The sequence below is a fragment of the Chryseobacterium indologenes genome, from assembly GCF_018362995.1.
GTDB lineage: Bacteria > Bacteroidota > Bacteroidia > Flavobacteriales > Weeksellaceae > Chryseobacterium > Chryseobacterium indologenes_G.
The window spans coordinates 4,539,254-4,552,198 of sequence record NZ_CP074372.1; the positions used below are offsets into that span (position 1 = coordinate 4,539,254).

At 33.5% G+C, this 12,945-nt stretch carries 15 protein-coding genes and 5 tRNA genes; 12 read left to right on the forward strand and 8 right to left on the reverse strand.

Annotated elements, in window-relative coordinates; translation table 11 throughout:
* The first annotated feature begins 289 nt into the window (after positions 1-289).
* Both DYR29_RS20625 and DYR29_RS22885 read left to right on the forward strand, forming a co-directional pair.
* Complete coding sequence (locus DYR29_RS20625; protein WP_249413551.1) at positions 290-1,405, forward strand: recombinase family protein; 1,116 nt, start codon at positions 290-292, stop codon at positions 1,403-1,405.
* Positions 1,406-1,413: 8 nt separating this feature from the next.
* A complete protein-coding gene (locus DYR29_RS22885) occupies positions 1,414-1,866 on the forward strand; it encodes a hypothetical protein (RefSeq protein WP_249413552.1) in 453 nt (150 codons plus the stop codon).
* A gap of 425 nt (positions 1,867-2,291) precedes the next feature.
* On the opposite strand, the gene DYR29_RS20630 is transcribed toward DYR29_RS22885, so the two are convergent.
* Positions 2,292-2,365, reverse strand: a tRNA-Arg gene (locus DYR29_RS20630).
* A gap of 32 nt (positions 2,366-2,397) precedes the next feature.
* Positions 2,398-2,472: transfer RNA gene (locus DYR29_RS20635), tRNA-Pro, on the reverse strand.
* 258 nt (positions 2,473-2,730) lie between these two features.
* On the opposite strand from DYR29_RS20635, the gene DYR29_RS20640 reads away from it, so the two are divergent.
* The 8 genes from DYR29_RS20640 (at position 2,731) to DYR29_RS20675 (ending at position 6,502) form a co-directional block, all read left to right on the forward strand.
* A complete protein-coding gene (locus DYR29_RS20640; protein ID WP_213278326.1) occupies positions 2,731-3,030 on the forward strand; it encodes a hypothetical protein in 300 nt (99 codons plus the stop codon).
* 17 nt (positions 3,031-3,047) lie between these two features.
* Positions 3,048-3,623, forward strand: coding sequence for a hypothetical protein (locus DYR29_RS20645; RefSeq protein WP_213278327.1), 576 nt, complete (start codon positions 3,048-3,050; stop codon positions 3,621-3,623).
* 25 nt (positions 3,624-3,648) lie between these two features.
* The gene (locus tag DYR29_RS20650) at positions 3,649-4,050 is read left to right on the forward strand and encodes a hypothetical protein (protein ID WP_213278328.1); all 402 of its coding nucleotides are present in this window, start codon (positions 3,649-3,651) and stop codon (positions 4,048-4,050) included.
* On the forward strand, positions 4,034-4,369 hold the full coding sequence (locus DYR29_RS20655) for a hypothetical protein (protein ID WP_213278329.1): 336 nt from the start codon (positions 4,034-4,036) through the stop codon (positions 4,367-4,369). Before DYR29_RS20650 ends, DYR29_RS20655 begins: the two co-directional genes overlap by 17 nt.
* A gap of 42 nt (positions 4,370-4,411) precedes the next feature.
* Entirely contained in the window at positions 4,412-5,050 is a 639-nt protein-coding gene (locus tag DYR29_RS20660) for a hypothetical protein (protein WP_213278330.1), read from the forward strand.
* Positions 5,051-5,113: 63 nt separating this feature from the next.
* A complete protein-coding gene (locus DYR29_RS20665) occupies positions 5,114-5,443 on the forward strand; it encodes a hypothetical protein (RefSeq protein ID WP_213278331.1) in 330 nt (109 codons plus the stop codon).
* 1 nt (position 5,444) lies between these two features.
* Positions 5,445-5,753: a hypothetical protein gene (locus DYR29_RS20670; RefSeq protein WP_213278332.1), complete on the forward strand. Its 309-nt coding sequence runs from the start codon at positions 5,445-5,447 to the stop codon at positions 5,751-5,753.
* Positions 5,754-5,977: 224 nt separating this feature from the next.
* Entirely contained in the window at positions 5,978-6,502 is a 525-nt protein-coding gene (locus tag DYR29_RS20675; RefSeq protein ID WP_213278333.1) for a thermonuclease family protein, read from the forward strand.
* 62 nt (positions 6,503-6,564) lie between these two features.
* Here DYR29_RS20675 and DYR29_RS20680 read toward each other — a convergent pair whose 3' ends face one another.
* The 6 genes from DYR29_RS20680 to DYR29_RS20705 all read right to left on the reverse strand — a co-directional run bounded on the left by DYR29_RS20680 (position 6,565) and on the right by DYR29_RS20705 (position 10,227).
* Positions 6,565-7,347: an ABC transporter permease gene (locus DYR29_RS20680; protein ID WP_213278334.1), complete on the reverse strand. Its 783-nt coding sequence runs from the start codon at positions 7,345-7,347 to the stop codon at positions 6,565-6,567.
* Positions 7,340-8,242: an ABC transporter ATP-binding protein gene (locus DYR29_RS20685; protein WP_213278335.1), complete on the reverse strand. Its 903-nt coding sequence runs from the start codon at positions 8,240-8,242 to the stop codon at positions 7,340-7,342. The genes DYR29_RS20680 and DYR29_RS20685 overlap by 8 nt, the downstream gene beginning before the upstream one ends.
* Positions 8,242-9,516, reverse strand: a complete 1,275-nt coding sequence (locus tag DYR29_RS20690; RefSeq protein WP_213278336.1) for an erythromycin esterase family protein — start codon at positions 9,514-9,516, stop codon at positions 8,242-8,244. The genes DYR29_RS20685 and DYR29_RS20690 overlap by 1 nt, the downstream gene beginning before the upstream one ends.
* 431 nt (positions 9,517-9,947) lie before the next feature.
* Positions 9,948-10,021, reverse strand: a tRNA-Arg gene (locus DYR29_RS20695).
* Positions 10,022-10,053: 32 nt separating this feature from the next.
* Positions 10,054-10,128 (reverse strand) — tRNA-Pro (locus DYR29_RS20700).
* Between the two features lie 14 nt (positions 10,129-10,142).
* Positions 10,143-10,227 (reverse strand) — tRNA-Ser (locus tag DYR29_RS20705).
* Between the two features lie 135 nt (positions 10,228-10,362).
* Here DYR29_RS20705 and DYR29_RS20710 point away from each other — a divergent pair.
* Together DYR29_RS20710 and aspA are read left to right on the forward strand one after the other, a co-directional pair.
* Complete coding sequence (locus DYR29_RS20710) at positions 10,363-11,388, forward strand: N-acetylmuramoyl-L-alanine amidase (RefSeq protein WP_213278337.1); 1,026 nt, start codon at positions 10,363-10,365, stop codon at positions 11,386-11,388.
* A gap of 72 nt (positions 11,389-11,460) precedes the next feature.
* On the forward strand, positions 11,461-12,861 hold the full coding sequence (gene aspA, locus DYR29_RS20715; protein ID WP_213278338.1) for an aspartate ammonia-lyase: 1,401 nt from the start codon (positions 11,461-11,463) through the stop codon (positions 12,859-12,861).
* The last annotated feature ends 84 nt before the right edge of the window (positions 12,862-12,945 follow it).

Sequence of the window (12,945 nt, forward strand, 5' to 3'; positions counted from 1 at the left end):
TACTTTTTAGTATTTTTCTGACATAATTATTGGAATTGAATAAATATCTACACAGATCCGAACCATCCTCTTCAGAATAGCATAAAATTCCACTATTTTAATCCTTTTCAAATTACTGCCATGATTCTGCAATAAATATAAATCATGCTATTATCCAGTAAAACAGAATATGATCGAAGCATAAAAGCCATTTTGTAAAAACTTGTATATAAATTATTCAAATAAGTTGTTCTGTTTTTCGTTTAATATATAGGAGTTTTAACTAAAGGACTTTAATTAATACCACGCCATGCAAGCCGTTTATCTGTATATACGAGTCAGTACTGATGAACAGGCTGTAAAAGGATATTCCCAACGCAGCCAGTTGGATCGACTTGTGCACTATTGTAAAGATCACAATCTCATTGTTACCAAAACTATTTTCGAAGACTATTCTGCGAAAACATTTAACCGGCCAGAATGGAACAAACTGTTCGCTGAATTTAAGCTCACTAAAAATCAATCTTCACTTATTCTCTTTACTTATTGGGATCGATTCAGCCGCAATATTATGGACGCTTACAAGATGTTAGAAAGATTGCAGAATATGAAAGTTTCTATTCAGGCAATTGAACAGCAGATAGACTTCTCAATTCCGGAAAGCAAAATTATGTTGGCAATGTACTGGGCTACTTCTGAAGTAGAAAACGATAAAAGAAGCCGTAATGTACGTTTGGGAATGCAAAAAGCAAGACTGGAAGGAAGATGGATTAACAAAGCTCCTCTAGGATATAGAAATAAAATCACATCTGATGGAAAAAAATATATAGCCCTCTACGAACCGGAAGCATATATTATCCGTGAGGCTTTTACAGCTATAGTGAGACAAAATAAATATTGTTTAACTGAAATATACAAGGATGCGGTATCAAATGGGCTTAGTTGCAGTAGAAGTGCATTTTACCGGCTGGTAAGAAATCCTATTTATTGTGGTAAAATAAAAATTCCGGCATTTGAAGATAAACCTGAAAAAATTGTTGAGGGTACTCATGAGCGTCTTATACCTGTCGTTTTATTTGATCATGTTCAAAGAATAATAAAAGACGCAGATTTAAACCATCCTAAGAAACTAACTTCAAAAAGGATAGTCAATGAAAATTTAATTTTTAGAGGTGTCCTACAATGTCCTAATTGTGGAAATACGCTTACAGGAAGTGGATCGCAGGGACATACTAAAAAATATTATTATTACCACTGTATGGGACGTTGTTCATACCGGGTAAGAGCTGACGCTATCAATTTGAGTTTTCTTTCATTCCTTAAGAACAATAGAGTGGTAGAACCATTTTTAGAACTTGCCAATAGTATCTCAAAGGAATTTACGGTGAAGAACATCATGATTATATTCAGAAAAAAGAGGATATAAAGAAAGAAATGGAAAAATTGATTGATAGGGGATTCAATGCACAAAAGCTATTTTCAAATGGGAATATTGACTATGATGATTATATACTAATAAGAAGTCGTTGTCAGGAATCTTTAAAAGATAATACTGATAAATTGAGACAGCAGGCTTTAAAAATAGTGGCTGAAAAACATACAGAAAAGGGAACTGATTACATAATTAACCATTTAGGGGAGTTTTATGAAAATTCAGATACTATAACCAAACAGAGAATTATCAGGTTGTTTTTTCCGGAGAAAGTAAAAGTAATAGAAGGGAATATTGATAAGATGCTATCAGAAAGTGTTAAGACCATATTTGGATTAACTGTTTCAGCCTCGAAAATAAAAGAAATCCATGGTCAGCAGACAGACCAGGCAATAGTTGAATTTTTTAAAGAATTATATTTTTTAGGGTATGAACAAAACTTGAAAAATATCTAAAAATTGATTGATTAGTTTTTGATTTTTCAGAGTAAAGCTGATATTTTAAATTGTATTTATATAAAGTGCTGAAAAGCAGTATTTTGTTTATCGTTTGAAGTGTTCGAGATCCTGTATAGATAACTTGATGGGCTTGACTTTTCGAACTTTTTGTTCTACATAAAAAAAACATTTTTAGTATTTGATTGATTTTCAGTTGTTTATTTTTCTTGAAAGGGTTCGAATCCTGTCAGGTTCGTAGTAACAATATGGAGCTTTAATCGAAAAATCCTCTAAAAAAGATAAAACATTTGTTTTTTAAGAAAAAATTTTTGCTTTAGAAAATAAGGTAAAAGGCTGAAAAATACTCTAAATAAACTGAATAACAAGCATTTATAAATAAAATGACACCATTTGGCCTAAATTGTCCTAATGGTGTCATTAAGTGAGCGCGAAAGGATTCGAACCTTTGACCGTCTGCTTAGAAGGCAGATGCTCTATCCAGCTGAGCTACGCACCCATTAAGTAATTTTGAGAAAACTACTAAAACAGTCGGGGCGGCAGGATTCGAACCTGCGACCTCCTGGTCCCAAACCAGGCGCGATGACCGGACTACGCTACGCCCCGAGGGTGTCATCAGTAACGATATTTACTTCGTTTTTGCGGTTGCAAAGGTACAATACTTTTTTAAATAAAAAAATAAAATGAAGAATAATTTTTAATTAATTTTTGGTAAATAGAATTTTATTAACTTTACCTGGTTAATAACCATTGACTTATCGTGTTTGAAAAATGATGAAAAAAATTTCATTTTTTTTCTCTTTTTTTCCTTTTTGAAATTTGAAACCGTTTGTTCATGGTGTTTTATTTTTATAATCATAAAAAATGAAAACAGAGGATTTTTATAAAATTTATATTCCTGCACTGGAAAAAGCGTTTCAGAATGATTCCATTAATTGGGTTTTTTACGTTAAATCTCCGGAAGATTATCTTGATGATGAGGTGTCAGCTCAAATTGATCAGTATTCGAATGAAAATGGAGATGTATTTCTTGAAAAAATCGCTTATTATTTTGATGCAAAATCCCACAACTTTTCTTCTGTTCAGGGAGTTAAAATTGATTTATATAAAGCTGAGCTGATCGATGAAATGGTAAAGATTAAAAAAGAGTTTTTAATTCATTAAAACAGGATACTATCATAATGAAATATAAAAATATATATGTGAAAGCTGAATATCATTTTTTTCTGTTAGGTTGCCTTTTGATCATACTATCGTCTTGTTGTAAGAATGAAAAATTTGTAACGCACAGAATTTCCAATATATCCTTAAGTTTACCCCAATCATTTGGTATTAAGAAAGAAAAGGCTGAAGATTCACAAGTATTTAGTATCAATACCGGAAATAAGCGTCTAGGTTATATTTACTATGGTGATTATAAGCCTTTTGAAGATGATTCTTTTTTCATTACTGATGATAAAGAATTATATGAAAAATATAAAAACAGAGAGTTAAAGGCTTATTTCTCAAAAAACACTGAAAGAGATATTAAGAATGGTATTTTTAATATTAATTATTATTACTACGATACAATCAATAAACACAGAGCACAGATTATGTTGCCGAAAAAAGTTAATAAAGGATTTATAGGGATTCATTTTGACAGCGTAGATGTGCATAAAAATAAAATGGCAATTATTGTCAATGATTTGAGTGAAGAGAATAAAGAGTTGTTTTTAAAAATCTTTAAAACCATTAAAATCAATTCTGTTCAATAGTAATAGTAGTAAAAATAAATGCAAAGTGATTATTAATCAATTATATATACTTGACTGGTATGATGATATTATAACATCAGTTACTTTATTTGAAGATGATGTGTATATTTTTAATTGTATTCATAAAGATTTTAATAATGGAGAGAAAACATATTATTGTGTAAAAATAGATGAAATTTCGTCTCATAAAATTTGGGATATAATGAAGAAAAAGAAACTTACTACAGATGATTGGAATAGTATCAATGTGATCTTTGAAAAGAATAATAAAAAAGATCATGTTTTTTTATTGAAGGCTGAATCATTATTCATTGGTTCTGATATTATTTTTAGGAAAACAAAAAATTCGGACCTCAGATCTATTACGTTTCCTTTTGATATTTCAACTTTATACACTGATCAAAATAATAATGAAAGATATATTTGAGTTTACAATAATGATTCATGAAAATTTGTCGGAATACGTTGTAGACAGTTTTATTGCATTTATAGAAAATAATTCTGTGTTTTGGGGAGGTGGTTATTCTGAAAATCAGATGAATGGAGGATTATATATTGATGAGAGTGTAGACATTAATATCAATGATTTTATAAAAGAATTCCTTACATTTTTTTTACATCAGGAAATTAAGATTGATAAAATTGAGGTCAATATTGAAGATTTTTACTTTCACTCTTTTGAATATGATGATTTTATGAAGATCCATTCATCAGTGCCGATATATATTGGTTATTGGGAAGTATAATTATTGCCGGCAAAAAGGCTTGCCGAAAATTCAATTAATTTTATGAAGAAATATAGAGATACCAATGCTTATTACCTGTCAAATTTTTTTGAACATAACGAATTGAAGTACGAAAGTTTCTGGTTGTTTTATAATCGCGAAGATGAAATTCAAATGGGAAATTTTTTTCCTGATCAAAAAGTGTATTCGTTTTTATGGGAGTATGCAGATGAAGATATTTTAGTAAAAATTGATGAGTGGAAAAGAGCGTTCAGGAGAAATGATATTGAGATCTTACAGGAAGCTAAGCTGCATACCCGAAATTATCTGTCAGGAGAACAAAAAGTATATCTGGATTGTTTAGAAACCAATCTTATAACTGTAGATAAAAAATTTAAAGACCTGACTGCATACGATACAGGACAACGTTTTGTTCAGATTGTGACCGATAAGAATATATCATTTGCTGATATTGATTTAGGATTTCTGGAATTAACGGATACAGTAGATAAATTTAGAGCGGCTGTCAGGCTTTTAGATACTGATGGTATTCAGGCATTGATCTTAAATGGATACCATCATCGTGGAGAATTACTTAAAGTTTGCATTGTGAAGAGTGATAAAGCTTGCTCAACAATAACCGAAACTTTGCCCTTGAATATTTTTGAAAATACATATGTAGCAATGCCCTTTAACGGGTGATGGTATTAAAAACATAGTCTGTTAGAAATTGTTTCTGTAAGGATATAAAAATTGATTTTTTAAATGAATAGAAATAAAAATTTATTAATGATTTTAATCGTTGCTGCATTAGTTTTTTTATATAAATTTATATTTTCGTCAAAAAACGAAGGCCGTTTTTTAGATGAAATTAGAGATAAGGATATAAAATCAATAGTTAGCAAAAAGTATATTAATTATGATAATCACAATATATCATTTTTGGTGTATGGCAATAAAGATAGTATAGTGGTTTATAGAGATTGGTGGGATAAGGTTTCTGTTGGAGATTCTATACTAAAACCAAATGGCTCTTTAGAGATAGTTATTAAAAATTCTGATAAGATTGAAAAATTTGATTTTGGAGATAAATAAAATGAAAAAAGAGACTCTAATTTCTTTGATTTTATTTATATTATTTTTTTCATGTGAATCGATTAAAGGTCCATTGGAAATAAAAAATGAATGTGGATCAAATGAGATAATTTTAAATTATAATAGTAAAGAAAAATATGACCACAATGAATATAAATTTTTATTTAGATCAGGTATTAAAGATACTGTTAAGGTAGAGTTTGATAATGAAATAATAAAAAAATATATAGATACAGAAGAAAATTATGAACATAATTTTAATTTTTTTCTATTAAAGGGAAAAAAGATTCTATTGTTAGGTTATCAATAGGAACTGAGAATTATTGTTTTATAATAAATAAAAGATACTATTATTATGATTTTATTAGAAGAGATAATAAGTTGTATATATATTTAGATAAGTTAAGAAATAGATCTTTCGAATAATTTAGATAAGTATTTATCCTTGTATCACTTCTGTACAAAGTAATTAAAAACCTCGCAAAACGCGAGGTTTTTTAATCTGTAATAACGACTAATCCCTATATTTGCCCCATGAAACGATTAATGTTGCTGTACGTACTTTTCCCTGTATTTCTATTCTCACAGACTACCGGAAAAGTGATCAAAATTTCAGACGGAGATACCATTACTTTGCTGTTAAAAGGCAATCAGCAGAAAAAAATCAGGCTGGCTGAAGTCGATTGTCCGGAAAGTGGACAGGCATTCGGGAAAAATGCTAAACAGTTTACTTCTGCCCAGGTATTTGGGAAAACGGTAAGCTTTGTTGAGACGAACACAGACCGTTATGGGAGATCTATTGCAAAGGTTTATTATGATGATGGAAAATACCTTTCCAAAGAGCTTATCAAAGCCGGAATGGGATGGTGGTATTTTTCTTACTCCAAAGATGCTTCTTTAGGTAAAATTCAGGAAAATGCACAATATAGAAAAGTCGGTCTCTGGCAGGATGTGAATGCTGTTGCACCCTGGGATTATCGTAAAATGAAGCGTGAGCTTAGAAATAATAAGAAAATCGAGGCTGCCAAAAGCGGAACAAAAGTAAAAACAGTAGCATAAATATTGGGCACGGAAGCGTAAAGATAGTAATTTCCATCCTCAAGCTTCCATCTTCGATCTTTTTAAATCCCTTTCTTCCTTACAAAAAGATAAAAACTCGCAGCCATGAAGATAAATATGGCAGCGATATTACAATAATCCATTCTTTCAAAAGCAATGTTTTCGTTTAGAAAATCTTCCAGTGATCTGTAACCTCCGGTATAAATTAAAAAATCAGCAAAAGATTTTTGATGAATAATCGTCGCAAAAAGCAGCATAAATACCCCGAAACCGATAGGATAAATGAAATTTTTAAAGAAAAGACTCAAAGTTAACTGTACCATCGCAATTGCAGAAAGCGTAATGAAAAACTTCAAAAAGACATAAAATATCACTTCCCTGAAATCATAATTCTGAAATCCAAGTTGTGGAAAGGCAATTTCCAGAAGATATCCGCTTAGCAAAAAAGTGAGGTAAGAAAAAAGCACAGAAAAGAGAACCGTGATCTGGATAAACAGAGCTTTTGAAAGAAATATTTTGGTCTTTGAAACCGGAAGGGTAAAAAGAATTTTATAATTATTATTCCGGTATTCCACATCACAACAGGCATGTACAAAAAGTGATACCAGAATAGGGTAGAGAAGATAGAAAAACATAAATACAGTCCTTCCTAATGACATTTTCCAGGGATTTACTGTTCCCTCTGTTTCTTCCACTCCGGAACGGAGCACATCATACACCATATACAGATCAATCGCAAAGATGATTAAAACAGGAAGCAGCAGAATCCCGAAAATCTCTTTGTTTTTCGAGAGTTTATACTGCTCGGATGAAAAAGCTTTTAAGAAAGTATTGGTATTAGTCATGTTTTTTAGAAATTAAATTAATGAAGATCTGTTCAAGATTCGTGCTTTGAGACTCTATGTCATAGATATCAATTCCGTTTTGGATCAGCGTTGTGAGAAGTCCGTTGAATTCTTTGCCATCGTTGATTTTTACTGAAATTTTATTCGTATTGTTCAGTGTTGCGGAAAAAGTGTCTTGCAGTAGAGATAATGCTTTTTCAACAGGATTAATTTTTAAAACAACCTCTTTTTCCACTTTGCTTAAAAGTTCATTTTTTGTCCCCTGAAAAATCATTTGTCCGCCTTCAATAATTCCAATGTGGGTTGCCGTTTTTTCAAGCTCGCTCAAAATATGGCTTGAAAGAAATATCGTTTTTCCCTGTTCATTCAAATGCTGGAAGAGTTTTCTCATTTCAAAGATTCTCTGAGGATCAAGTCCGTTAAGAGGTTCATCCAGGATCAGAACTTTCGGATCATGAAAAATAGCCATCGCAATTCCCAGACGCTGTTTCATTCCCATTGATAGAGCTGTTGCCTTTTTCTTTTTCTCATTATGAAGATCTACCAGTTCCAGCACCTCATCAATCCTTTTATTTCCTTTGCCATAGATGATATCAAGGTATTTAAGGTTTTCAAAAACGGTAAGTTTGGTATAAAAGCAAGGAGATTCAATCAGATTCCCTGTACTGGCGAGAATATCTGTCCGGTTCTGCTGTAAACTTTTATTTTGAATGAAAATATTGTCTGCAGATGATTCCAGAAGTCCCAGAAGAAGTTTAATCGTAGTTGATTTTCCCGCGCCGTTTCTTCCCAGATAGCCGTAAATACTGCCTTCAGGAATATTGAGGTTGATATTGTTCAGAATAGTTTTAGAGCCTATGGCATAACTGAGGTTTTTAGTCGTAATGCTTTCCATTATTCATGAGAGGTTAAAAAAGTGTTGGTGTCTATATAAAATATTCCGTCAAAAAACCGGCTCCAGGCCTTTTTCTGATCTGTTCCCTGGTTAATGGTGGATACAAACTCTTTCTTCAGGACAGAACTTTCCGGAATACTTCTGAGATCAATAAAAAAATAAGGTGTTTTCGTTGCATGAAACGTATTCTCGATGGCAAGCTTTCCAGGCCTATTCATAGGAGTTCCTGTTTTATTATTTTTGGAATAGGATGAAAAATCAACCATATAAGAAGCCTTTCCGTATTTACTTTTGATATAAGCGCCAAGAGGCAGATAATCTTTGCTATACCGGCTTGCGAAAGTATGGAGGTTTGCGCACCACACAATAATCTTTTGTCCCTGGTACACAGAATCAATCTGATCAATAAGATTTTTAGCCATCAGAGAGTCTCTGAACTGCATACTCTGCATAGATCCTGATTCATATTTCCATGTTTTATCGAAATTGTTTCTCATATCATGTAAATACCGGGTATATATTCTGTTTTCAGGAGTCTTTTCAAGCTTTGAAATCACTTGTTCTAATCGGGTAATCTCATTGAGAAAGTCTTTTTTCTGGTTTCCCGGTAAAGTTCTTCCGGCAAATCCTTTATACATAAAGTTAGAGATCTGATTAAGATTTTTGTTTAAAAGAGGAAATGATTTAAGATCAATCGAGTTTTTGCTTAAAAAATCCTTCAAAAGCTTACCTCGTCTGTCATACAGTTCTGTTCCGGAAAATTGAATGTCAAACCCGCTCAGTTCTATCGGGCTAGATGAAGTTTTGGTTTTTTGATAATAGCTGATAATAGGTTGGGTTTCCCTGTTGTCCCACCAAAAATCGAAAAGTCCCAATCCTCCTATAGAAGCCGAAGGAACTTTAAGACTGTGGTTTTTCATTTCCTCATTCATTATCCAGGTATCATATTGTCCGGTTTCATACAATACAACGTTATAGCCCAGATTCTCATGGAGATATTTGATGAGTCTGCTTTTGGCCTGCATCGTAGCGCCGTCGCTATGGACGTTTTCTCCCAGCATGACAATCCTGTTATCTTTAAGCACAGCATCCAGAACTTTCAGGTCACTGTTGTCTGTGTATTCCATAGAAATACTTTTTGTAGGATGCTTATATTGCTGGACGTCTTTCAGCAATTCCTGTTTTTCTTTTTCAGGGACATCTTTAAAAACAATTTTATTCAGGAGTAAAACCGCAATTACAGAAATTATAAAAGTGTAAAGTATTTTCTTCATCTATTCAAAATTATACAGTCGTCAAATGCCTGTTCATTTTCTTATTTGGTTTTAAATTTAATAAAAAATAAACGCTTTATGTAGAAACTGTTTACTGTTTGGTCGAAAACAATGCCAGAAGAAAATGGTGTCAATTCGTCTTATTTTTCCTTGTGTCGGGAAATATATAAACTGAGATGGATATAAAAAAATAAAACTGTCTCAATTTTAAGACAGTCTTTTTAGTTTAAAATTAAGAGTTCGTAAACTGTTTGCATGAGTGTCCGATAGAATTTATCTAAAGATTTAGAATGAAGTATATAACAAATAGCACATAAAACTAATATACACAAAAAAAAGTTTATGATTTTAGTGTAAAAATAAGATGTACGGGTAATTGTATGAAGTTAATAAAAACAAAAAAGACCTACTATTTCTAGTAAGTCTTTCAGTGAGCGCGAAAGGATTCGAACCTTTGACCGTCTGCTTAGAAGGCAGATGCTCTATCCAGCTGAGCTACGCACCCATAAAGTAGTTTTGAGAAAACTACTAAAACAGTCGGGGCGGCAGGATTCGAACCTGCGACCTCCTGGTCCCAAACCAGGCGCGATGACCGGACTACGCTACGCCCCGAATATATAGAAGAGCGGAGGGTAAGGGATTCGAACCCTTGCGACACTTTCGCGTCGACAGTTTAGCAAACTGCTCCGTTAACCACTCCGGCAACCCTCCTTTTTGTTGATTTTTTAATGATCGTTGTTCCGTTATTGCGAGTGCAAATATAGAACAGATTTCTTTATTTACCAAATAAAATTCAAGAAAAATTTGTGTATTTTTGAAGTAATAAATCATCCAAAAACCAAACTGATGCGTAAAACATTATATATCATCGGATTAAGCACTTTTGTTTTTTCATGTACTTCTCAACAAAATGTAAAAAAAAATACATACAAACCGAAAACCCCGGTAACACAGGCGAAACCGACGGTTCAGACAACCCCTCCGGTTGCTCCGAAACCAAAAGTAGTATCTGATCGTGGAGTAGATTTTTTTACTACTAATATAGCAGACCCAACAAAAAATGACAATACCGCAAGTTATGGTTCTATTGTATCTGCAAAACCGGCAGGATATAAAGTTGTAAAGACTTATTTCCCTGCAGTAGCCCAAAACTTCAGACAGCGATATTTAATATTACATTATACCGCTCTTGCAGATGATAAATCAATTACCGTTCTTACCCAGCAGGCGGTAAGTGCCCATTATCTGGTAAACAATACAGGAGATAACGAGATCTATCAGTTGGTAGACGAAAACAAAAGAGCATACCATGCAGGTGTAAGTTCATGGAGAAATGACAAAAATCTTAATGATACCTCTATCGGTATTGAAATTGTAAATGCCGGCTATACTACAGATAGTACTGGTAAGAGAACATTTGCTCCTTTTAGCGATGACCAGGTGAAAAAAGTGGCTGCACTGGTTAAAGATATTGTGACAAGATATCAGATTCAGCCTACTTATGTACTTGCTCATTCAGATATTGCTCCTACAAGAAAACAGGATCCGGGACCTATGTTCCCATGGAAAAAGCTCTATGACGAATACCAGATTGGGATGTGGTATGATGAGGCAGCCAAGCAGACTTATCTTGAGGCAGCGCAAGCAGACATTACAGCAAAATATAATGAATCCAGCTTTATTTTCCTTATTCAGACTTCACTACAGAAATTCGGATACGGGCTGGAGCTTAGCGGAACATGGGATGATGCCACCAAAAAAACAATTGAAGCATTCCAGTACCACTTCCGTCCACAGAATTATGACGGAATTATGGATGCCGAAACATGGGCAATACTGCAAGCTTTAAATCAAAAATATCCGGTAAAATAATTCAAATTAAAACGCATCGGTTAGATGCGTTTTTGCTATCTTTAAACGATCAAAAACAGTAAAATATCTGTAATGGAAAATTTCAGGAAAGAAAGTGATCTATTAGGTGAACTGAATGTGCCTTTAGATGCTTATTATGGGGTTCAGACACAAAGAGCTATCAACAATTTTAAAATTTCAGGACAGCTTTTGTCTTCATATCCGGATTTCATAAAAGGGTTGGCTTTTGTAAAAAAAGCAGCCGCAAAAACGAATTATGAATTAGGACTTCTGGACGAAAACCTATATTTTAAAATAGCAGAAGCATGTGATGAAATTGTAGACGGGAAATATCATGAACAGTTTCCGGTAGATATGATTCAGGGTGGGGCAGGAACCTCCATCAACATGAATGCAAATGAAGTAATTGCCAATATCGTATTGGAGAAATTAGGAAAAAATAAAGGAGAATACGAATTCTGTTCACCAAACGATCATATCAACCTTTCCCAGTCCACCAACGATGCTTATCCTACAGCCATCAAAATGGGATTGCTGCAGATGAATATCGGGCTGGTAGAAAAACTTGAAAAAATTATTGCTGCATTCCGTGCAAAAGGACAGGAGTTTCATGATGTGATCAAAATGGGCCGTACACAGCTTCAGGATGCTGTTCCAATGACTTTGGGACAGGAGTTTGAAGCCTATGCTGCTACATTGGAAGAAGATATTTCTAAACTGAATAACAATGCCAGTCTTTTTGTAGAAGTGAACATGGGGGCAACAGCTATCGGTACAGGATTAAATGCTCCTGTAGGATATGCCACACTTTGTGCTAAAAACTTAGCTCAGATTACCGGATACCCGATTGTTTCAGCACCGGATTTAGTGGAAGCAACACCAGATACCGGATCTTATGTAATTTACTCTTCAGCAACGAAACGTCTTGCCGTGAAATTATCAAAAATCTGTAACGATTTAAGATTACTTTCATCAGGTCCGAGAGCAGGTCTTTTTGAAATCAACCTTCCGCCAATGCAGCCGGGATCTTCTATCATGCCGGGTAAAGTAAATCCGGTAATTCCGGAAGTGGTAAATCAGGTTTGTTTCAAAGTATTCGGAAATGATCTTACCGTAACTTTTGCAGCAGAAGCAGGACAATTACAGCTTAACGTAATGGAACCGGTACTTTCTCACGCGATCATGGAAAACATCAATTTCCTTTGCAACGCATTAGATACCCTTCGTGAGAAATGTGTGGTTGGAATTACTGCCAATAAAGAAATCTGTCTGAATATGGTGAAGCACAGCATCGGTATTGTAACAGCTTTGAACCCTTATATCGGATACAAACAATCTACACAGATTGCTAAAGAAGCATTGGAAACCGGAAAAAGTGTTTACAACCTTGTTCTTGAAAAAGGAATTCTTTCCCAGGAGAAACTGGACGAAATCCTTGATCCGAAAAATATGCTGAAACCGCATAACAAATAAAATCTTTAAACGATGAGTAATCAATGATAACTGATGTCTTAAAAAACTTCTTATCATTGATTATTCATCATTAATCACTTATAA

What these genes read in the sequence shown, in the direction of transcription:
- DYR29_RS20685 (WP_213278335.1), bottom strand. Translation starts at nt 8,242, where the DNA reads ATGGAAAGCATTACGACTAAAAACCTCAGTTATGCCATAGGCTCTAAA.
- aspA (WP_213278338.1), top strand. Translation starts at nt 11,461, where the DNA reads ATGGAAAATTTCAGGAAAGAAAGTGATCTATTAGGTGAACTGAATGTG.
- DYR29_RS20645 (WP_213278327.1), top strand. Translation starts at nt 3,048, where the DNA reads ATGAAATATAAAAATATATATGTGAAAGCTGAATATCATTTTTTTCTG.
- DYR29_RS20675 (WP_213278333.1), top strand. Translation starts at nt 5,978, where the DNA reads ATGAAACGATTAATGTTGCTGTACGTACTTTTCCCTGTATTTCTATTC.
- DYR29_RS22885 (WP_249413552.1), top strand. Translation starts at nt 1,414, where the DNA reads ATGGAAAAATTGATTGATAGGGGATTCAATGCACAAAAGCTATTTTCA.
- DYR29_RS20625 (WP_249413551.1), top strand. Translation starts at nt 290, where the DNA reads ATGCAAGCCGTTTATCTGTATATACGAGTCAGTACTGATGAACAGGCT.
- DYR29_RS20710 (WP_213278337.1), top strand. Translation starts at nt 10,363, where the DNA reads ATGCGTAAAACATTATATATCATCGGATTAAGCACTTTTGTTTTTTCA.
- DYR29_RS20690 (WP_213278336.1), bottom strand. Translation starts at nt 9,516, where the DNA reads ATGAAGAAAATACTTTACACTTTTATAATTTCTGTAATTGCGGTTTTA.
- DYR29_RS20665 (WP_213278331.1), top strand. Translation starts at nt 5,114, where the DNA reads ATGAATAGAAATAAAAATTTATTAATGATTTTAATCGTTGCTGCATTA.
- DYR29_RS20670 (WP_213278332.1), top strand. Translation starts at nt 5,445, where the DNA reads ATGAAAAAAGAGACTCTAATTTCTTTGATTTTATTTATATTATTTTTT.
- DYR29_RS20660 (WP_213278330.1), top strand. Translation starts at nt 4,412, where the DNA reads ATGAAGAAATATAGAGATACCAATGCTTATTACCTGTCAAATTTTTTT.
- DYR29_RS20680 (WP_213278334.1), bottom strand. Translation starts at nt 7,347, where the DNA reads ATGACTAATACCAATACTTTCTTAAAAGCTTTTTCATCCGAGCAGTAT.
- DYR29_RS20640 (WP_213278326.1), top strand. Translation starts at nt 2,731, where the DNA reads ATGAAAACAGAGGATTTTTATAAAATTTATATTCCTGCACTGGAAAAA.
- DYR29_RS20655 (WP_213278329.1), top strand. Translation starts at nt 4,034, where the DNA reads ATGAAAGATATATTTGAGTTTACAATAATGATTCATGAAAATTTGTCG.